Annotated in this window: 20 protein-coding genes and 1 riboswitch; of the genes, 5 read left to right on the forward strand and 15 right to left on the reverse strand. The window is 65.0% G+C overall.

Features of this window, described 5'->3' with window-relative positions:
- Positions 1–114: 114 nt before the first annotated feature.
- From JQ632_RS37195 to JQ632_RS37235, 9 genes are all read right to left on the reverse strand, one after another.
- A complete protein-coding gene (locus JQ632_RS37195; RefSeq protein ID WP_212407686.1) occupies positions 115–570 on the reverse strand; it encodes a carbon monoxide dehydrogenase subunit G in 456 nt (151 codons plus the stop codon).
- 9 nt (positions 571–579) lie between these two features.
- Positions 580–1,419, reverse strand: coding sequence for an XdhC family protein (locus tag JQ632_RS37200; RefSeq protein WP_212407687.1), 840 nt, complete (start codon positions 1,417–1,419; stop codon positions 580–582).
- Positions 1,420–1,429: 10 nt separating this feature from the next.
- The gene (locus tag JQ632_RS37205; protein ID WP_212407688.1) at positions 1,430–2,638 is read right to left on the reverse strand and encodes a VWA domain-containing protein; all 1,209 of its coding nucleotides are present in this window, start codon (positions 2,636–2,638) and stop codon (positions 1,430–1,432) included.
- Complete coding sequence (locus JQ632_RS37210) at positions 2,635–3,501, reverse strand: MoxR family ATPase (RefSeq protein ID WP_212407689.1); 867 nt, start codon at positions 3,499–3,501, stop codon at positions 2,635–2,637. The genes JQ632_RS37205 and JQ632_RS37210 overlap by 4 nt, the downstream gene beginning before the upstream one ends.
- 2 nt (positions 3,502–3,503) lie before the next feature.
- Positions 3,504–5,924, reverse strand: coding sequence for an aerobic carbon-monoxide dehydrogenase large subunit (locus JQ632_RS37215; protein ID WP_212407690.1), 2,421 nt, complete (start codon positions 5,922–5,924; stop codon positions 3,504–3,506).
- A complete protein-coding gene (locus JQ632_RS37220; protein ID WP_212407691.1) occupies positions 5,921–6,421 on the reverse strand; it encodes a (2Fe-2S)-binding protein in 501 nt (166 codons plus the stop codon). Before JQ632_RS37220 ends, JQ632_RS37215 begins: the two co-directional genes overlap by 4 nt.
- Before the next feature lie 11 nt (positions 6,422–6,432).
- On the reverse strand, positions 6,433–7,296 hold the full coding sequence (locus JQ632_RS37225; protein WP_212407692.1) for a xanthine dehydrogenase family protein subunit M: 864 nt from the start codon (positions 7,294–7,296) through the stop codon (positions 6,433–6,435).
- Positions 7,297–7,539: 243 nt separating this feature from the next.
- Positions 7,540–8,745 (reverse strand): MHYT domain-containing protein, encoded by a 1,206-nt coding sequence (locus tag JQ632_RS37230; RefSeq protein ID WP_212407693.1) that lies wholly within the window; start codon positions 8,743–8,745, stop codon positions 7,540–7,542.
- Positions 8,746–8,846: 101 nt separating this feature from the next.
- Positions 8,847–9,410 (reverse strand): 6,7-dimethyl-8-ribityllumazine synthase, encoded by a 564-nt coding sequence (locus tag JQ632_RS37235; protein WP_212407694.1) that lies wholly within the window; start codon positions 9,408–9,410, stop codon positions 8,847–8,849.
- A 79-nt stretch (positions 9,411–9,489) separates the two neighbouring features.
- A riboswitch (FMN riboswitch) is annotated at positions 9,490–9,649 on the reverse strand.
- A gap of 443 nt (positions 9,650–10,092) precedes the next feature.
- On the opposite strand from JQ632_RS37235, the gene JQ632_RS37240 reads away from it, so the two are divergent.
- Positions 10,093–10,590, forward strand: a complete 498-nt coding sequence (locus tag JQ632_RS37240) for a YbjN domain-containing protein (RefSeq protein WP_212407695.1) — start codon at positions 10,093–10,095, stop codon at positions 10,588–10,590.
- A 221-nt stretch (positions 10,591–10,811) separates the two neighbouring features.
- Positions 10,812–11,639: a pyrroline-5-carboxylate reductase gene (gene proC / locus JQ632_RS37245; protein WP_212407696.1), complete on the forward strand. Its 828-nt coding sequence runs from the start codon at positions 10,812–10,814 to the stop codon at positions 11,637–11,639.
- Positions 11,640–11,642: 3 nt separating this feature from the next.
- On the opposite strand, the gene JQ632_RS37250 is transcribed toward proC, so the two are convergent.
- The 6 genes from JQ632_RS37250 to JQ632_RS37275 all read right to left on the reverse strand — a co-directional run bounded on the left by JQ632_RS37250 (position 11,643) and on the right by JQ632_RS37275 (position 16,998).
- Complete coding sequence (locus JQ632_RS37250) at positions 11,643–12,035, reverse strand: thioesterase family protein (protein ID WP_212407697.1); 393 nt, start codon at positions 12,033–12,035, stop codon at positions 11,643–11,645.
- 162 nt (positions 12,036–12,197) lie between these two features.
- Complete coding sequence (locus tag JQ632_RS37255) at positions 12,198–12,401, reverse strand: tautomerase family protein (RefSeq protein WP_212407698.1); 204 nt, start codon at positions 12,399–12,401, stop codon at positions 12,198–12,200.
- A gap of 104 nt (positions 12,402–12,505) precedes the next feature.
- Complete coding sequence (gene hisS / locus JQ632_RS37260; protein ID WP_212407699.1) at positions 12,506–13,984, reverse strand: histidine--tRNA ligase; 1,479 nt, start codon at positions 13,982–13,984, stop codon at positions 12,506–12,508.
- Positions 13,985–14,165: 181 nt separating this feature from the next.
- The gene (locus JQ632_RS37265; protein ID WP_212407700.1) at positions 14,166–14,690 is read right to left on the reverse strand and encodes a YegJ family protein; all 525 of its coding nucleotides are present in this window, start codon (positions 14,688–14,690) and stop codon (positions 14,166–14,168) included.
- Between the two features lie 212 nt (positions 14,691–14,902).
- A complete protein-coding gene (locus JQ632_RS37270; RefSeq protein ID WP_212407701.1) occupies positions 14,903–15,793 on the reverse strand; it encodes a branched-chain amino acid aminotransferase in 891 nt (296 codons plus the stop codon).
- Positions 15,794–15,915: 122 nt separating this feature from the next.
- Positions 15,916–16,998 (reverse strand): branched-chain amino acid aminotransferase, encoded by a 1,083-nt coding sequence (locus tag JQ632_RS37275; RefSeq protein ID WP_212407702.1) that lies wholly within the window; start codon positions 16,996–16,998, stop codon positions 15,916–15,918.
- Positions 16,999–17,340: 342 nt separating this feature from the next.
- Between JQ632_RS37275 and JQ632_RS37280 the strand changes: the two genes are divergently transcribed.
- From JQ632_RS37280 to JQ632_RS37290, 3 genes are read left to right on the forward strand one after another with little or no spacing between them, the layout of a single operon-like run.
- The gene (locus JQ632_RS37280) at positions 17,341–17,880 is read left to right on the forward strand and encodes a MarR family transcriptional regulator (protein ID WP_249152809.1); all 540 of its coding nucleotides are present in this window, start codon (positions 17,341–17,343) and stop codon (positions 17,878–17,880) included.
- On the forward strand, positions 17,877–18,605 hold the full coding sequence (locus JQ632_RS37285; RefSeq protein WP_212407704.1) for a response regulator: 729 nt from the start codon (positions 17,877–17,879) through the stop codon (positions 18,603–18,605). Before JQ632_RS37280 ends, JQ632_RS37285 begins: the two co-directional genes overlap by 4 nt.
- A 22-nt stretch (positions 18,606–18,627) precedes the next feature.
- Positions 18,628–20,016 carry an ATP-binding protein gene (locus JQ632_RS37290; protein ID WP_212407705.1) on the forward strand — a complete coding sequence of 463 codons (1,389 nt, stop codon included), beginning with the start codon at positions 18,628–18,630 and terminating at the stop codon, positions 20,014–20,016.
- Positions 20,017–20,103: the final 87 nt, after the last annotated feature.

Below are 20,103 nucleotides of genomic sequence, written 5' to 3' on the forward strand. Positions count from 1 at the left end.
ACCCGGGAGTCGTCTTCAGAATCCGTCTTGCCTTACAATGCAATAGCTAGCGAAAACCCATATGCGATTCCCCTGCCGCAAGCGGGGCGAGGGAGCGCACGCTCCTTCCGTCCCTTACGCTTCCGCCTTCGCGCTCACCGCATCGGCAAAGGACTTGAAGAACTCGCCGGCCAGTTTCTTCGCCGTCGAGTTGATCAGCCGCGCGCCTAATTGCGCGAGCTTGCCGCCGATCTGCGCGTCGACGTCGTAGTGCAGCACCGTGACGTCGGCGCTCGCGGACTCCAGCCGCACCACCGCGCCGCCCTTGGCAAAGCCGGCGACGCCGCCGGAGCCTTCGCCGGAGATGCGATAGGAGTTGGGCGGATCGAGATCGGACAATTTCACCTTGCCGCCGAAGGTGGCCTTGACCGGGCCGACCTTGAACACGACGGTCGCGGTCATCTCGTTCGGACCTGAGACCTCGAGCGACTGGCAGCCGGGGATGCAGGCTTTCAGCACATCCGGATCGTTCAGCGCCGCCCACACCTTGTGACGGGAGGCGGGAATGCGCTGGCTGTCGTTCATCTGCATGGTCGGTCCTCACTCCTTGCTGGCGATTTGATTGGCGGCGCGCTGGCCGCGGCGACGTTCCCGCGTGATTTCGGCGAGGATCGACATCGCGATCTCCTCCGGCGTGATGGCGCCGAGATCGAGCCCGGCGGGCGCCTTGACGCAATCGATCGCGGCGGCATCCGTACCTTCCGCGATCAGCTTTGCGCGCAGCGAGGCCATCTTGCGGCGGCTGCCGACGAAGGCGTGATAGTCAGCCTTGGTAGCGACGGCCGCGCGCAATGCGGCCTCGTCGCCCTTGCCCTGCGTCGAGACCACGACGAAGCGTTTTGCCTCGTTCAGCGCGCCCAACTGGTAGCCCTCGATCACGGCATCGGCATCCGGTTGCGTCGTGAGATCGGCTGATGGCGCAGCGAGCGTGACGTGGTAGCCGAGCGTACGCGCTTGCGCCGCGAGCGACAGCGCCACCGGGCTCGCGCCGAGGATGACCAGCGAGGGATGCGGCAACACCGGCTCGACAAAGATGTCCATGGTGCCCTTGCTCGGGCACATGTTGCTGGCGAAGCGGACGCCGTCGCGGCTCTCGCCCGGCTTGACGCCGAGTTCGGCGAGCAGGTTTTCCGGCTGCACCGAGACCATGCGCGGCTCGCCGTCGGCGAGCGCCTCGCGTGCCGCCTTCAGCACCGCGCCGCGGGCGCAGCCGCCACCGATCCACCCCGCCACGATGGAGCCGTCGGCCGCGATGATCGCCTTGGCGCCGGCCTTCGCCGCCGTCACCGACACGGTGCGCACGACGGTCGCGAGCACGAAGGCGCGCTCGGCCGCTTTCATCTGTGCGACGATATCCAGCACTTCGACATGTGCACTCATCGGTATCCCCTCAGAGTTTTGCCAGATAGGGTTCGAGCGCCCGCAAACTGCTCAGCGTGTTCGCGGGCGCGTAGAGATCGACATGCGGCAGCGCGGCCTTGATGCCCCTCGCAACAGGCGCATAGCCTTCCCACGCCATCATCGGATTGAGCCAGACGATGCGGCGGCAGCGCCGGTGCAACGCCGCCATCTCCCGCCCGAGCAGTTCGGCATCGCCGGTCTCGTAGCCGTCGGACACGATCATCACACAGCTGCGCGAATGGATGACGCGCGCGGCGTGCCAGCGGTTGAAGCTCTGCAGGCTCTCGCCGATCCTGGTGCCGCCGCCGGCGCCCTGCGCCATGATCGAGAGGCGATCGAGCGCACGGCCAGCATCCTTTTCCTTCAACGCATCGGAGACGTAGGCAAGGCGGGTGTGGAACAGGAACGCCTCGGCCTCAAAAAATTCGTCGAGCACGCCATGGATGAAGCGAAGAAACACGGATGTGTACATGCTCATCGAGCCGGAGGCATCGAGCAGCACGATCAGCCGCAGTGGCTTGTCCTTGCGCTGGCGCTTCACCAGTGAGATCGGCACGCCGCCATGGCTGATGTTGCGATGGATGGTACGGCGGAGATCGAGCCGATAGCCGCGCCGCCGCGCCAGATCGCGCCGCGTCAGGCGCGTGCGCATGATTTTTGCCAGATGCGCAGCCGCCTCATGGGCCTGCGCGACCTGGTCGGGATCGGCGAGTTTTCTGAAATCGACCTCCGCAAGATTTTCGGCACGTGAGGCACCTTCCATACGCCCCTCACCGCCACGGCCTTCGGGTGCGTCATCCGAGGTTGGCACTTGATTGGTCGCGGATTGCGCCCCGCCCTGATCCGCCCGCGCCTCCTGCATGCCCTTCAGCGACGGAGAGTTGGCGCCCGGCGCCGAACCGATCGTCCGCGAGCGCGAGCGCACGCGCTTTCCCAGCCAGAACGCGTCGAACAAACCGTCAAATTTGTCCCAATCGGATTTGCGCGCCGAGAACAGGTGCTTGAACGCCGCGCGCAACAGCCCCGGCCGCGCCGCATAACCCGCCGCCATCAACGCCGCCGCGTCCTGCCCTTCCGCGAGCCCAACCCGGAAGCCGGCGCCGCGCAGGGCGCGCAGAAAAGCTGCGAGACGCGCGGAGACGAGACGCGCGACCTCGTTGAGATCGTCATATTCGGGGCTGGAGCCACAACAGCTCATGCGACCCTCCCGAGCAGGCGCTGCGTCACCTCCGGTGTCACGCGCGAACGGTCCTCATGGGTCTTGAGGAGACAGATCATCGTCTCATGCACGGTCTCGGGTGCGTCATGGAGATTGCTTATGTCGAGGCCGACCAGCGCTGCCGCCCAATCCAGCGTCTCGGCCACGCCCGGCACCTTGCGCAGCTCCTCCTTGCGCACGCCCTCGACCATGCGCGCGATCTGCAGCGACAGCGACGGGCTGGCACCTTCGATCCGCGCCAGGATGATGCGGGCCTCGCGATCGACGTCGGGATAGTCGACATAGTGATAGAGGCAGCGCCGGCGCAGCGCGTCGGAGAGCTCGCGCGTACCGTTCGAGGTCAGCACCACATGCGGGATGGTGATCGCGGGGATGGTACCGAGCTCGGGGATCGAGACCTGGAAGTCGGACAACAGCTCCAGCAAGAACGCCTCGAACTCGTCATCGGCGCGGTCGATCTCGTCGATCAGCAGCACCGGCGGCTGCGCACGGCGGATCGCGGCGAGCAAGGGGCGCTCGAGCAGATACTTTTCGGAGAAGATCTGGTCCTCGATGCTGTCGGTGCCGCGATGCGCCTGGATCGCCAGCAATTGCCGCTGGTAATTCCATTCGTACAGCGCCGAGGACTGATCGAGGCCTTCATAGCATTGCAGGCGGATCAGCTCGGTGGCGTGCACTTTTGAAAGCGCCTTCGCCACCTCGGTCTTGCCGACGCCCGCCTCGCCTTCCAGCAGCAGCGGACGCCGCAAGAGTTGCATCAGCGAGATCGCGGTCGCGAGATCCGCATCGGCGATATAGCCCGATGCGGCCAGTGCTTGCGCGATCTCGTCACGGCCCTTCATTGCTACGCGACCGCGCCGAGCTGCTTCGCCGCCTTCCAGTTGCGCCAGTAGTCATGCGGCATCTGGATGTGCGTGCTCCCTAAGAATGAGAACGCGTCGTTGACGGCGTTTGAGAACGCCGGCACGCCACCGACATTCGGGCTTTCGCCGACGCCCTTGGCGCCGATCGGGTGATGCGGCGACGGGGTGACGGTGAAGTCGGTCTCCCAATGCGGAGTCTCCACCGCGGTCGGCATGAAGAAGTCCATGAACGAGCCGGTGACGACGTTGCCGGCCTCGTCGTAGCGGATCTCCTGGCCCATCGCGATGGCGAAGGCTTCGGTGAGGCCGCCATGCACCTGGCCCTCGATGATCATCGGGTTGATGCGGGTGCCGCAATCGTCGAGCGCATAGAAGCGCCGAACCTTGTACACGCCGGTGTCGACGTCGATGTCCATCACGCAGAGATAGGCGCCGAACGGATAGGTCATGTTGGGCGGATCGTAGTAGCTGACCGCCTCCAGCCCCGGCTCCATGCCCGGCGGCACGGAATTATAGGCCGCCCAGCAGATATCCTTCATCGACATGAATTTTTCCGGCAGGCCCTTCACCCGGAAACCGTCGATGTCCCATTCGAGGTCGTCCTCATGGACCTCGAGCTTGTAGGCCGCGATCATCTGCGCCTTGGCCTTGATCTTTCGCGCAGCCATCGCAATTGCCGCACCGGCAACGGGCGTGGAGCGCGAGCCGTAGGTGCCGAGGCCGTAGGGCGCGGTGTCGGTGTTGCCCTCCTCCACCATGATGTTGTCGGCGGGAATGCCGATCTCGGTGGCGATGATCTGGGCCCAGGTGGTCTCGTGGCCCTGGCCCTGGCTCTTGGTGCCCATCCGCGCGATGCCCGCCCCGGTCGGGTGCATGCGGATCTCGCAGGAGTCGAACATGGCAATCCCGAGGATGTCGCAATTCTTCGACGGACCGGCGCCGACGATCTCGGTGAAGAAGGAGACGCCGAGCCCCATGATCTCGCGGGTCTCGCCACGCGCGAACGCCGCGCGCTTCTCCGCCTGCTCCTTGCGAAGCGCGGCGTAGCCGGTGGTCTCCATCATCTTGCGCATGGCGGTGTGGTAGTCGCCGGAATCGTATTCCCAGCCCAAGGCCGAGTGATACGGGAACTGCTCCGGCTTGATAAAATTCTTCAGCCGCAGCTCCGCCGGATCCATGTTGAGTTTTTGCGCCAAAATGTCCATGGCGCGCTCGATGCAATAGGCGGCCTCCGTGACGCGGAACGAGCAGCGGTAGGCGACGCCGCCCGGCGCCTTGTTGGTGTAGACGCCGTCGACAGCCAGATGCGCGGTCGGGAAGTCATAGGAGCCGGTGACGATGTTGAAGAAGCCGGCCGGCCACTTTGACGGGTCGGCACAGGCGTCGAACGCACCGTGATCGGCGAGCACGTGCACGCGCAGGCCCGTGACCTTGCCGTCCTTGGTCGCCGCGATCTCGGTGGTCATATGATAGTCGCGCGCGAACGAGGTCGCGGTCAGGTTCTCGATGCGGTCCTCGACCCATTTCACCGGCTTGCCGGTGACGATCGAGGCAACGGCCGCGCAGATGTAGCCGGGATAGGCACCGACCTTGTTGCCAAAGCCGCCGCCGATGTCGGGCGCGATGACGTGGATCTTCTGCTCCGGCAGCTTTGCGATCAGCGACACCACGGTGCGGATCACATGCGGCGCCTGGAAGGTGCCGTAGATCGTCAGCTCGCCCTTGATCTTGTCGAAGGAGCAGACGCACTGGCAGGTCTCCAGCGGCGACGGATGGGTGCGGTGATAGGAGATCATCTCCTTGATCGTCACCTCCGCCTTCTTGAAGGCGGCGTCGGTCAGTTCCTTGTCGCCGACGGTCCACTCAAAGATGTGGTTGTGGTGCTTTCGCGGACCGTGAGCTCCTGAAGTCTTGCCGGCGAGGTCTTCGCGCAGCACCGGCGCATCCGCGTCCATCGACTTGAAGGGATCGACCAGCGGCGGCAACGGCTCGTACTCGACCACGACCTTGTTGATGCCGTCATCGGCGGCATAGCGGTCGGTCGCAACCACGAAAGCGACCTCCTGGTTCTGGAACAGCACCTTGCCGTCGGCGAGCACCATCTGCACGTCACCGGCCAAGGTCGGCATCCAGGCGAGGTTGACGGTCTTCAGTGTCTCGGCGGTGATGACCGCGAGCACGCCGGGGACTTTCAGCGCCTCGCTATCGTCGATCTTCTTGACGCGCGCATGCGGATGCGGCGAGCGGACGAAGTCGCCATGCAGCATGCCCGGCAGCTTGACGTCGTCGACATAGTTGCCCTTTCCTTGGGTGAAGCGGATGTCTTCGACGCGCTTGCGCTTGCAGCCCATGCCCTCGAGTGCGGCGGTGCGTTGTTCCCGCGTGGGAGTCATGTCGTTCATTCTGCGGCCTCCCGGAATTCCACGCCGTTGATTTTTGCGGCGGCGTACTGGATTGCTTTGACGATGTTCTGGTAGCCGGTGCAGCGGCAAATGTTGCCGGAGATGCCCATCCGGATTTCGTCTTCGCTCGGCGAGGCATTTTCCTTCAATAGGCGATGCGCGCGCATGATCATCCCGGGTGTGCAGAAGCCACATTGCAGGCCGTGCATCATGCGAAAGCCTTCCTGCAATGCCGACAGCGTCCCGTCGGCATTGGCCATGCCCTCGACCGTGGTGATGTCGCTACACTGGGCCTGCACCGCGAACATGGTGCAGGATTTCACCGACATCCCGTCGATATCGACGGTGCAGGCGCCGCAATGGGTGGTCTCGCAACCGATATGGGTGCCGGTCATCCCAAGATTTTCGCGGATGAAATGCACCAAGAGCGTGCGCGGCTCGACGAGGCCTTCGACCTCGGCGCCGTTCACCTTCATTGTCACGTGTGTTTTCGCCATCAACCCCTCCCTTATTTCGCGTTCGCGGCTGCGCGCTGCAGCGCGCGCGTCACCATGATGCCGCCGACATGTTTGCGGTATTCGACCGGCCCGCGGGCATCCGCGGCCGGCGCCATGATCGCTTCGGCCGCTGCGGCCGCCTTCTTCAGCGTGGCGGCATCGAGGCTGGTGCCGATCACGGCCTTGGCAGCGTCGGCAGCGAGCAGCGGCGTCTCATGGACATTGGTGAGGCCGATCGAACAGGTCGCGACCTTGCCACCCGCCATCGTCAGCACGACGGCCGCGGCAGCGGTCGCGTAGTCGCCGACCTTGCGCTTGAGTTTTTCATAGGCGTAGCCGTGGCCGGCGGCCGGCACGGGCACAGAGACGGAGGTCAGGATCTCGCCGGGCTCGAGCGCGGTGAAATAGGCGCCCTGATAGAAGTCGGCCGCCGCGACGTCGCGGGCGCCATTGGTGCCTTCCAGGCGGTAGCTCGCGCCCAAGGCCATCATCAGTGCCGGCATGTCGTTGCCGGGATCGCCATTGGCGACGTTGCCACCGATCGTGCCGCGGTAGCGCACCTGCGGGTCGGCGATCAGCAGTGCCGCCTCCCGCAGGATGGGAATGGACTTGGCGACCTCCTCGGAGGCGAGCAGGTCGTGCTGGGTGGTCATCGCGCCGATGACGAGGTTGTTGCCGTTACGGCTTATGCCCTTCAGCCCGGCAATGCCGTGCAGATCGACCAGGTGAGCGGGGCTCGCAAGCCGCAGCTTCATCATCGGCACCAGGCTGTGCCCGCCGGCCAATGGCCGGGCGTCTTCGCCAAGGTCGGACAACAGTTTGACGGCGTCGGCAACACTCGCCGGCCGGTGATAGCTGAATGATCCCGGGATCATCGTCTCCTCCCACAATCGTCCTTGGCGCCTGAGGGCGCGGACGTTGACGGGACGGTGGCTCCGCCGCCGGGCTGCCCGCAATCGTTCGGGCACGGAACAGCGGATTTCGCACGAAATGCGGCCGGGAACGCACGAATTGCGTCAGCGGAGACGACCTATGGAGGCGACTCCGAAGCTCACCCTCCCCCTGGAGGGGCCCTGGAGGGGGAGGGCAAGAGGGCGCACTACCCGTGCCGCCGGAGTCTACGCGTGCCGCCTATGCACCAGCCCCAGCCTCGCCTTGACCTCGGCGATCTTGGCGCGGCTCACGGGGACCCTATGCGGCGACGGGCCGTCGAGTTCGAGGATGGCGCCGTCGCCCTCCTTGCGGACCAGGGCGACATGGGGGATCGCGACGATGTGGCTGCGATGCACCCGGATGAACAGCGAGGGGTCGAGCTGCGCCTCGGCTTCGGAGATCGACCACGGGCACATCCGCTCGCGGGTGCCGTCGTGCACCCGTGTGTAATGGGCGTCGGCACGAACGCTGCGGACATCGGCCGCATCAATGAAGTGCGTGCCGTCCGCACCTTCGACCGGCAGCCGCGGGACGGGTGCCGCGCGGGGCGGCTGGCCGATGCCGCCGAGCGGAGCCGGGACCGGCCGCGGTGATGCGACCGCCTGCGGAGCCGGCTCGGACGCCAGCATATCAGGCGGAACGGGCGCACCCGCCATCGCCGGCACCAGCGTCTGCCGCCGCGGGTCGGGCACGAGCGAGAGCAAAAAGCCCGCCGCGATCACGAAGCAAAGCAGGGCCACGACGATGGAGAGAATTTGCTGCGATGCGGCCAGGCTGCCGCCGAGATGGTGATGGACCTGTCCGGCCAGCGGCACGAAGTGCATGCCGTACATCGCGGTGTAGTGCATGCCGGAGACCGCGACGCCAAAGGCGATCGAGCTCACGATCAGGCGCACGCCTTCCTGCTGCGCCAGGAAGGCGCGCAAGCCGCCATAGGCGGTGACGATCGCGACGAGAACCGAGAGCAGGATCATCGATCCGTCATGCTCGATGGCGAATGGACCGGCCAGACCGTGGATCCCGACATAATGCATGCTGGCAATGCCGGCGCCGAGCAGCACGGCCGACGACACCACCCGCTTCAGCGAGGGCTCGCCGATCGACACGAAGAACAGGGAGATGCCGACCACCAGCGCGCAGATCAGGAACGAGATGATGGTGGGCAGCAGCAGATAGACGGTGTCCGAAGGCAGCGGCGCGGCCAGCATGCCGACGAAATGCATGGTCCAGATGCCGACGGCGAGAAACGCCGCGGCGCCCGCGAGCAGCACGCGATTGCTGACGCCGGGCGTGTTGCGGATGCGAGCCGCAAGCGCAAATCCGGTATAGCCACCCAGGCTCGCAATCGCCACCGAGAGCGCGACGAGATAGGGATCGTGTCCTTCGAACATGATCTTGCCGACCGGTCCGTCTCCACGGTCCGGCCTCCTCCCGCCGCCGAGTTTATCAACGCGGCGGCGGGATTGACAATCAGCGGCGTGTGAGGGTGCCGCTACACGATACCGGCTGCGACCTGTCCGCGCAGGCGCTCCAGCCCGAGCAGCGTGTTGGCGCAGGCTTCCGCAACCTCGACGCCCTTGATCGCAAAGTGCTTGCGGAAGAAATCGTAATGCACCTCGGTCTCGTGGAATTGCTGCGGCGTCAGCACTGCGGAGAACACCGGCACCTCGGTGCGCAACTGCACGTCCATCAGTGCCTTGATGACGGTGTCGGCGACGAACTCGTGACGGTAGATGCCGCCATCGACGACGAGGCCGGCCGCGACGATCGCGGTATAGCGCCGCGTCTTCGCGAGGATCTGCGCGTGCAGCGGAATCTCGAACGAGCCCGGCACCTCGAACACGTCGACATGGGTGAGATGACGCGACTCGGCCTCCTTCAGGAAGGCGAAGCGCGCCTCCCGGACGACGTCGTGGTGCCAGCAGGCCTCGACGAAGGCGACCCGCTGCGGCTTGGCGAAGCGCGGGTGCTCTCGCAGCGGCGGCTCAGGTGGAACCGGCGGCGGTTGGGTTTGCTGGGAAGTTTCGACTTGAGGGTCTTGCAACATCTGATTCATGGCTTTCCTTCTTAAGGACCAGAATCAGGGCACACGGAACGACAAACAGCCGCATCTTTCCTAGATGCGGACAGCTAGCGACCGTTCTCTTTCATCCGGACTTTAACCGTCGGCTTCGGAGTTGCACCGAATCTGCTGACCCTTCCCTTCGGGAAACTCCCCTGGGGAAGGCGCTCGCGGGCTTGGATCTTGCGACCCTTACCGCCGGTGGGGACTTTCACCCCGCCCTGAGAACATCGGCCGTTCGGAATGAACGACCTGGAGGGAAATATGACGCCGGGGAACAGCCACAGCAAGCGCCTTGCGCATGGGGAAACCGCATAGGACCATGCGGCCGAGGCGATCCAGCCCTCCATGGAACTGAATTTCGGGGCGCCGTTAACGATTGCGCCGGCCGCTCAATCCGATTCCGGTTTGTTCTCAAATTAATAATTATGACCGAGATCAGCTGTGGACGAGCCGGACATGGCTTGTGGACGGACTCGCGACCCAGTTGCGCTGATTCCGCAAATCACATCACTTGATCCTCGACAGGCCCGCGCTGATCCGAGGGGATCGCCGAAGCGACTCCGAGGGGATCGCAACAGCGACTCCGAGGGGAGCGCGTCGCGACGAGGGGAGCGTGCACCGGTCCAACCGCGTGCGTATCAAGGACAACAAGAAGGCAAGAGGTCGAGACGGCATGTCCCTGCTCGAAAGCACTATTGATTCCCGGAACCACCCGCTGACGGTGGTCGAGGACATTGCCGCCAGCAACAACTGGCCGTTCGAACGTTCCGAAGACGAGCTCACGATCATCTCCAGGGGTCAGTGGACGGACTATCAGCTCTCCTTCACGTGGATGGGCGAGATCGAGGCGCTGCATCTGGCCTGCGCGTTCGACATGAAGATTCCCGTGGCGCGCCGGCCCGAGGTGCAGCGGCTGGTCGCTGCGATCAACGAGCAGTTGTGGATCGGACATTTCGATCTCTGGACCCACACCGGCATGATCATGCATCGCCAGGCGCTGGTGCTGCCGGGCGGCCTCACCGCCTCGACCGCGCAATGCGAGAGCATGCTCAACGGCGCCATCCACGCCTGCGAACGCTACTACCCGGCGCTGCAGTTCGTGGTGTGGGCGGGGAAGTCCACCACGGAAGCGATGGACGCGGCGATGTTCGACACGATGGGGGAAGCGTAAGGCGCTTCCCGACCTGAGGCCTGTTCCACCGGCGTCGTCCTGGACAAGCGCAGCTTTTGACAACACACAGCGTTGTCCAGAGCCGAGCGCTGATCCAGGACCCATACCGCGTGATTTCACCGTATTGCGCGATGCTTGTTGCTCTGCCCTCGATCCACTAGAACCACCCGGGGTAATGGGTCCTGGCTTTCGCCAGGACGACAAACTGTGTGGCAACAGCGATGGCTAACGACAGCACCTTGAAGAATGTAAGCGGCACAATTCTCCTCGCCGGCGCCGGCAAGATGGGTGGCGCGATGCTCACCGGATGGCTCGCGGGCGGGCTTGATCCGCGCCGCGTCGCCGTCATCGAGCCGTATCTCTCACCCGAGATCAGCGCGCTTGCGGCCAAGGGCGTCGCGCTCAATCCGGATGTGACGAGCGCAGGCACGGTCGAGACGCTCGTCGTCGCGGTGAAACCGCAATCCTTCCGCGAAGCCGGTGGCAAGCTGAAACCCTTCGTCTCCGCCGGCACCTCGGTGGTCTCGATCATGGCGGGCACGACCATCGCCGCACTTCAGGAAGTGTGCGGCGGCGCCGTGGTGCGCGCGATGCCGAACACGCCGGCGGCGATCGGCCGCGGCATCACGGTTGCGGTCGCGGCTTCCAATGTCAGCGCCAAGCAACGCGCGGTCGCCGATGCGCTGTTGCGCGCCACCGGCTCGGTCGAATGGGTCGAGGACGAAGGCTTGATGGACGCGGTGACCGCGGTCTCCGGCTCGGGCCCGGCCTATGTGTTCCTGCTCGCCGAAGAGCTCGCCCGCGCCGGTGTCGAAGCCGGCCTTCCCGAAGCACTCGCAACGAAACTCGCGCGCGAGACGGTCGCCGGCTCCGGCGAGCTGCTGCACCAGTCGGACCTTCCGTCCAGCACGCTACGCCAGAACGTGACCTCGCCCGGCGGCACCACGGCGGCCGCGCTTGGTGTGCTGATGGGTGAACCCGGCCTGCGCGACCTGATGATCCGCGCGATCGCTGCGGCAACGAAGCGGTCGAAGGAGCTCGCGAAGTAGCGACTACGCGCCTAACCGCTTGTTGAACATCTCGACATTGACGAGGCCGCGGGCGTGGCGGCCTTCGCCGAGCTTGCGCGTGCCCTCAAAGGCCTCGACCTCGAAGCGGATGACGCGGCGCTCGACGGCGACCACCTTTGCGGTGGTCCGCACCGTGGCGCCGACGAGCGCTGCTGCGAGATGGCGGATGTCGACTTCAGTGCCGACCGTGACCCAACCCGGCCTTAGCGCCGCGCAGATGGCATCACCCGACGTCATCTCCATCTCAAGAATCATCATCGGCGTCGCGTAGACCATGGGCATGCCGGGCACGAAATGCCCGACCGTGCGCTCCTTCGGCACCACGAGGGTGCGCTCGGCGCTCATGCCGATTGTGATGAAGTCGCGCGCGTCCATGATGCTGCCTCAACGTCGTCCCGGCGAAGGCCGGGACCATAGCCACAGGATTTAGTTTGGCGAAGACTCGTGGTTGACAGCTTACGCCCACAACCACTCCCTGGGGTTATGGGCCCCGGCCTTCGCCGGGACGACAGTTGTGATTGTTGCCGCAGCCGCGCCCTACTTCTTCGCCGCAGCCGCGCGTTCCACAAACGTCTTGCCGCCCTTCATCTTGTGACGGAGCGGAGCTTCGTTGATCTGGATGACGACGGCATCGGCGTCGACGCCGAGATTCTTCACCAGCGCGGTGGTGATGTCGCGCATCATGCCGGCCTTCTGCTCGTCGGTGCGGCCCTCGGCCATGCTGACGGTGATCTCAGGCATCTTGTTCTCTCCCTTGCGGCCGAACGCCGGCCATTTATGACGGCGCTATCAAACAGGACGACAATGCCCGGGACAAGCCCGGGCATAACGCCTCGCGCGAATAGCTATCCCCAGCTTACGTCATGGCGCGCCAGCACCTCGCGCACCTTGGCGACGAGGTCGGCTTCGCTGCAGGAGAACTGCGCGGGGCGCGTCTCGCGCCATTCCTGGTTCGAAGCAATCGCGGCCGCGGCCTTGGCGCCCTCGATCAAATCCTTGATCTGCACCTCGCTGCGCGCCTTCTCGTCAGAACCCTGGATGATGACGCAGGGCGCGTTGCGGCGGTCGGCATATTTGAGCTGGTTACCCATGTTCTTGGGATTGCCGAGATAGAGCTCGGCGCGAATGCCGGCGCCGCGCAGGGTCGCGACCATCTTCTGATAGTCGGCAACGCGGTCGCGGTCGAACACAGTGACGACGACGGGACCGAATTCAGGATTGGTGTCGAGCTTGCCGAGCAGCGTCAGCGCGGCCTGCAAGCGCGAGACGCCGATCGAGAAACCGGTCGCCGGCACCGGCTCGCCACGGAAGCGCGAGACGAGGCCGTCGTAACGGCCGCCGCCACCGACTGAGCCGAAGCGCACCGGGCGGCCCTTTTCGTCCTTGGTGTCGAGCAGCAGCTCAACCTCATAGACGGGACCGGTGTAGTATTCGAGGCCGCGGACGACGGAGGGATCGATCTTGATGCGATCTTCGCCGTAGCCCGCGGCGGCTACGAGCTTGCTGATCTGATCGAGCTCGTCGCGCCCCTGCTGCCCGATCGCGCTGGCGCTGAGGCGGGGATCGAGCGACACATCCTTGTTCTGCTCGATGGTGGAGAGAACGAGCGCGATGTCGTCCTCCTTCAGTCCTGCGCCCTTGGTGAAGTCGCCGGATTCGTCCTTGCGACCTTCGCCGAGCAATTGCCTGACGCCGCCGAGGCCGAGACGATCGAGCTTGTCGATCGCGCGCATGATGGTGAGCCACTGGCCGTCATCCGCGATGCCCAGCGCATCGCGCACGCCATCGAGCACCTTGCGATTGTTCACCTTCACGACGTACTGGCCGCGCGCGATGCCGAGCGCCTCCATCGTGTCAGCCGCCATCATGCAGATCTCGGCATCGGCCGCCGGCGTTGCCGAGCCGACGGTATCGGCATCGAACTGCATGAACTGACGGAAGCGGCCGGGGCCGGGCTTTTCGTTGCGGAAGACGTAGCCGGCGCGGTAGCTGCGATAGGGCTTTGGCAGCGTGTCGAAGTTTTCGGCGACGTAGCGGGCGAGCGGCGCGGTCAGATCGTAGCGCAGCGAAATCCACTGCTCGTCGTCGTCCTGGAACGAGAACACGCCCTCGTTCGGACGGTCCTGATCGGGCAGGAACTTGCCGAGTGCGTCGGTATATTCCATCGCCGGCGTTTCCACGGGTTCGAACCCGTAGAGCTCGTAGACGGCGCGGATTTTTTCGACCATCTGGCGCGTCGCCTTGATCGCGGCAGGATCGCGATCCTCGAGCCCGCGCGGCAGGCGCGCCTTCAATTTCTGGGGTTTTTTGGGTTTGTCGGCCATGCGCGGCGTTTACCAGCCGACGCGCGATGCGGCAACCGCTGCCTTTCACCCTCTCCCCTTGTGGGAGGGTGGCTTCGCGGCACGCGAAGCCGGGTGAGGGGTCTCTATCCGCGGAGACAAACCCCTCATCCAGCGCTCCGCGCCACCTTCTCCCACAAGGGGAGAAGGGAAGAGCCCACCCTTACGGCTGCTCCATCCGCGCGCGGAGGGCGTCGGCGTCCGCTTTCGGCATGGATTTGAGCAGCGGCTTGATGGTCTCGCCGCCGACGATCTTGTCGTTGCGCGTGAACATCCAGTCCGAGATGTCGACCTCCCTGAACTCGGCCAGGTCGCCTTCCCGCTTGCCGGGCAGATCGCGCGGCCTGTTGGCGAAGCGCGCCGAATAGGTCCCGTTCGGGAGTTTCTTCACGTCGGCCATCCAGATGTGCTCGGCACCGTTGCGGGTCGGAAAGCGCACTTTCAGCGAGTGCCCGGTTTCCGATCCCTTCGGCGCATCGTAGGAGGCCCAGAAGGTCGGCAGCGTCGCACGGGCGCGGCCGATCGCAGCGTTCATTTCGGCATCAGCCGTACGAACATCGATCACAGGCGAACGATCCTGCGCCTCGACCTCCGGCTTTGGGCCGATGGTCAAAATGCCGAACACGGTGACGCCGGTGATGACGGCGAGAATTGCCCATTTCAGGGGCTGAGTGAGCCTGGGGGCCATGACGCGATATCCGGAACGCCGCGATGTCTCCCGCTTTGTCGCGCCGTCGGGGAAGTGCGTTCATGGGTGACGCCTTTACCCTCTCCCTTGTAGGGTGGCTCGCCGCGAAGCGGGCGAGACGGGTGAGGGGTCTGCATCCGCGGACACAGACCCCTCATCCGGCGCTTCGCGTCACATTCTCCCACAAGGGGAGAAGGAGAAGCAGCATCACCCTACGCAGCAGCCTGCCGCCCCTTCGGCCGTACCTCTGATGCGTAGTCTTTCAAGAGAGCCTCACAGATCGCGCCAGGCGTGAAGGTCCACTGCGCGATCTCGGCGACGGGCGTCACTTCGGCCGCAGTGCCCGTGATGAAGCACTCGGTAAAACCCGTGAGCTCCTCCGGCATGATGCGCCGCTCGATGACCTCGATGCCGCGGCGCTTCGCCAACTCGATCACCGTCGCGCGCGTGATGCCGGCGAGGAAGCAGTCGGCGATCGGCGTGTGGATCTTGCCGTCCTGGACGAAAAAGATGTTGGCGCCGGTGCATTCGGCGACGCGCCCCTCCCAGTCCAGCATCATCGCGTCCGCATAGCCTTTGCGTTCGGCCCGGTGCTTGGAGATGGTGCAGATCATGTAGAGGCCCGAGGCTTTTGCGAGCGCAGGCGTCGTGCGCGGATCAGGCCGACGATACTCGGCGAGATCCATGCGGATGCCTTTCAGCTTCAAGGCCGGGTCAAAATAGCTCGGCCAGTTCCAGGCGGCGATTGCGAGGTGAATGGTGTTGCCAGGTGCCGACACGCCCATCATCTCCGAGCCGCGCCAGGCGATCGGACGCAGATACGCGTTCGGCAGGTTGTTGCTGTCGATCACGAGCTGCTTGGCGGCGTCGATCTCGGCAACTGAATAGGGAATCTCGAAGTCCAGGATATTTGCCGACGCCTTCAGCCGCAGGGAATGCGCGGTGCTCTTGAAGACGCGGCCGCCATAGGCACGCTCACCCTCGAACACGCAGCTTGCGTAGTGCAGGCCGTGGGTCAGCAGATGGACATTGGCGTCCTGCCACGGCACGAGCTTGCCGTCGAACCAGATGACGCCATCGATCTTGTCGAACGAAACTCCCATGTCTCTCTCCGGGGTTGGACGCCTGGCACTAGGCACGCGCCGGCCCGTGCCCGGAGCGTCAGCTACGTGCCGAGGGACGTTTCACGCGCGTGTTGGAAGCGGCGGAAAAACTCCGCCGCCGGTTACAGGACCTTGCGGATCCAGTGATGCGGGTCGTTGGTCCGGCCGTACTGGATGTCGACCAGCGTCTTGCGCAACCCCATCGCGACGGGGCCGGCCGCGCCGCCATTGATGGTGAAATCGCCGCTTGCCGAGCACACCTTGCCGATCGGCGAGATGACCGCCGCGGTGCCGCAGGCAAAGGCTTCCTTCAGCTTGCCGCTGGCGGCGTCCGCGCGCCATTGCTGGATCGTATAGGGCTCCTCGCGCACCTTGGTGCCGGAATCCTTCGCCAGCGCGATGATGGAGTCGCGGGTGATGCCCGGCAGGATCGTGCCGAGCGGCGGCGTCGAGAGCGAGCCGTCGTCGAACACGAAGAACACATTCATGCCGCCGAGCTCCTCGATGTAGCGGCGCTCGACCGCATCGAGGAACACGACCTGGTCGCAGCCGTGCTGGATGGCTTCGGCCTGCGCGCGCAGGCTCGCGGCGTAATTGCCGCCGCACTTGACCGCACCGGTGCCACCGACCGCGGCGCGCGTGTAGTTCTCCGACACCCAGATCGACACCGGCGCAGGACCGCCCTTGAAATAGGAGCCGACGGGCGAAGCGATGACGGCGAAGATGTATTCGGACGACGGCTTGACGCCGAGGAAGGTCTCGCTCGCGATCATGAAGGGCCGCAAGTACAGGCTGCCCTCGCCGCCCGGGATCCAGGCGCGGTCGATGCGCACGACCTGCTCGACCGCCTCGATGAACACGTCGTCCGGGATCGGCGCCATGGCCATGCGCTCGGCCGAATCCTTGAAGCGCCGCGCATTGGCGTCGGGGCGGAACAGGTTCACGCCGCCGTCGTCGCGCTTGTAGGCCTTGAGGCCTTCAAAGATTTCCTGCGCGTAGTGCAGGACTGCGCCCGCCGGATCGAGCTGGAAGTTCGCACGCGCCTCGATGCGCGCGTCATACCAGCCGCCCTTGGCCTGGCTGTAACGGACCACGGCCATGTGATCGGTGAAGACCCGTCCGAAGCCGGGGTCCACGAGCTTTGCGATGCGGTCCTTCTCGGAGGTCGGGTTCGCCGCTGGTTGGATGTCAAATTTCAAACTCATTCCCTTCCCTCCCGCTTCGGAATCGGCGCGATAACCCGCGCCGGCCTGCCTCTTTCGGGGCTGATGGCTTGATAGGTCTGGACTGCGCCCGGCGCCAGCCTTGTTAAGGCCGGTTTCCGTGGCCAGCATGTCGCGGAGGACATGCTTTTGCCGAAGGCGGAAGTCCAGTATGTTTTGCCGACATGCCGCTCGACAATCGCACGGTAGATCAGTCCGGCCGGCGCCGCCTCTCTGGCACTCCCCGGCCGCCTTAGACCCTTAGACAATGTCACCCGAAACGAAGCGATCTAATATTTCGTTCGGGCCGATCGTTTTGTAACATTGAACCCAAGATACGTCAATATGCCTGACATAAATTTAGCGACTTCCTCCCATGAAGCAGCCGACGCCAGGCCGGCCGCCCCCGATGGAGGCAATTTGCGCTGGGACATCATAGAGCTGCTGTTCTTCGCCTATCGCGACTTCGTCGGCGATCCCGACCAGGAGCTGGAGGCATTCGGCTTTGGCAGGGCCCACCACCGCGTCATGCATTTCGTCTACCGCTATCCCGGCCTGAAGGTCGCCGACCTCCTGGATGTCCTGCGCATCACCAAGCAGTCGCTGGGGCGCGTGCTCAAGCAACTGCTCGATGAGGGCTACATCATCCAGAAGACCGGCGACAACGATCGCCGCCAGCGCCTGCTCTACGCGACGCCCAAGGGCGAGACGCTGGTGCAGAAGCTCGCGGGCCTGCAGACCACCCGCATCACCCAGGCGCTCGCCGAGATGAGCCCGGAGGATGCCGAGACCGTGAAGCGTTTCCTGCTCGCCATGATCGACCGCGACGATCCGGACAAGGTGCTGCAGACGATCTTCGCCTCCGGCAATTCAACGAAGGAGTGACCGTGACGCTCGCCGCCACTCTCGCCCGCACGCCACCACGCCCGGCCGACGATGCGCCGCATCTCCTGCTGGTCGACGACGACCGCCGCATCCGTGATCTGTTGTCCCGTTTCCTGTGTGCCGAAGGCTACCGCGTCACGACCGCCGCGAGCGCGAGCGATGCGCGCGCAAAACTCATGGGGCTGCATTTCGATCTTTTGATCCTCGACGTGATGATGCCCGGCGAGACCGGCTTTGACCTCGCCCGCTTCATCCGCAAATCCTCGTCGGTCCCGATCGTGATGCTGACCGCAAGGCACGAGGCGGAAGCCCGCATCGAAGGCCTGCAGATCGGCGCCGACGACTACGTCGCAAAACCGTTCGAGCCGCGCGAGCTGGCGCTGCGCATCAACAACATCCTCAAGCGCACCGCGCCGCCGCAAACCACAACCGTCGAGAAGATCGCCTTCGGTCCTTACGTGTTTCACCTCGATCGCGGCGAACTGCGCGACGGCGAGGAGGTCGTTCACCTCACCGACCGCGAGCGCGAGATGTTGCGCATCCTCAGCGAGGCGCCGGGCGAAACCGTGCCGCGCAGCGCGCTGACCGGCAATGGCAGCGTCAACGAGCGCGCGGTCGACGTGCAGATCAACCGCCTGCGGCGCAAGATCGAGCGCGATCCGACCAACCCCCTGTTCCTCCAGGCGGTGCGCGGCATCGGCTACCGGCTGGTGGCCTCGCCGTAAGCAAGCCGATGAAGCGCGACCGATGAGCACGATCGATACCGGCCTGACGCTGTTGAAGAGCGCCGCAGGCCGCGTCTCCGCCGTCAATGGCTGGATGGGCAACGCGTTCAAGAGCTGGATGCCGACCGGCCTCTATGCGCGCGCGCTGCTGATCATGATCGTACCGATGGTGGTGCTGCAATCGGTGGTCGCCTTCGTGTTCATGGAGCGGCACTGGAACACGGTGACGCGCCGCTTGTCCGCCGCGGTCGTGCAGGACGTCGCGGCGCTGATCGACGTGTACAAGGGCTACCCGCAGGACAAGGACCGCGACCTGATCCGCCGCATCGCGCAGCAGCGTTTAGGGCTCGTCGTCGATTTCCTGCCCGCCGGCGACATGCCGCCGCCGGGGCCAAAACCGTTCTTCTCGCTGCTCGACCAAACGCTGTCGGTGCAGCTCGGCCGGCAGATCGGGCGTCCGTTCTGGATCGACACGGTCGGCCGCTCCAACCTCGTCGAGATCCGCATCCAGCTCGACGATGCCATCATGCGGGTGTTCGCTCAACGGGGCGCGGCCTATGCCTCGAACTCCGAGATCTTCCTGTTCTGGATGGTGGGCACCTCCTCGATCCTCCTGATCGTCGCGGTGCTGTTCCTGCGCAACCAGATAAAGCCGATCCTGCGGCTGGCGGACGCCGCGGAGAGCTTTGGCAAGGGCCGCGAGGCGCCGAATTTTCGCCCGCGCGGTGCCCGTGAGGTTCGGCGCGCGGCGCAGGCCTTCCTCGAGATGAAATCGCGCGTCGAGCGCTCGATCGAACAGCGCACCGCGATGCTCGCCGGCGTGAGCCACGATTTGCGCACTATCCTCACCCGCTTCAAGCTCGAACTCGCGCTGATCGGCGACAGCCCCGAGCTCGAGGGCATGCGCAAGGACGTCGACGAAATGTCGATGATGCTCGAGGACTATCTTGCGTTCGCACGCGGCGATACCGGCGAGCAGGCGCAGCCGACCGATATGTCCCAGGCGCTGGAGGAATTGCGCAGCGACGCCGAACGGCACGGGCACACGGCAACAGTCGCCTTCCAGGGTCTGCCTGTCGTGACCGTGAAGCCGGCCTCGTTCAAGCGCTGCCTTGCCAACCTCGTCTCCAACGCAGCACGTCACGGCAAGACCATCGCGATCACCGGCCAGCGCGATCACCGCTATCTCACCGTCACCGTCGACGACGACGGCCCCGGCATTCCCGCCAACATGCGCGAGGAAGTGTTCAAGCCGTTTCTGCGGCTGGACAATGCGCGCAACCAGGACGAAGGCGGCACCGGCCTTGGGCTTGCGATCGCGCGCGACATCGCGCGCTCGCATGGCGGGGATATCACGCTCGGCGACAGTCCGATGGGCGGCTTGCGTGCGGCGGTACGGATACCGGTATGAGGGAGTTTCCGTAGATGGGGTAACGGGCCCCCTCGGCCTTCCAACCAAGCCGCGCTAGCTACGGCGCGATTTGGTGGCGCGCGTCGC

This window comes from Bradyrhizobium liaoningense, from assembly GCF_018130955.1.
Classification (GTDB): Bacteria; Pseudomonadota; Alphaproteobacteria; order Rhizobiales; family Xanthobacteraceae; genus Bradyrhizobium; species Bradyrhizobium liaoningense_C.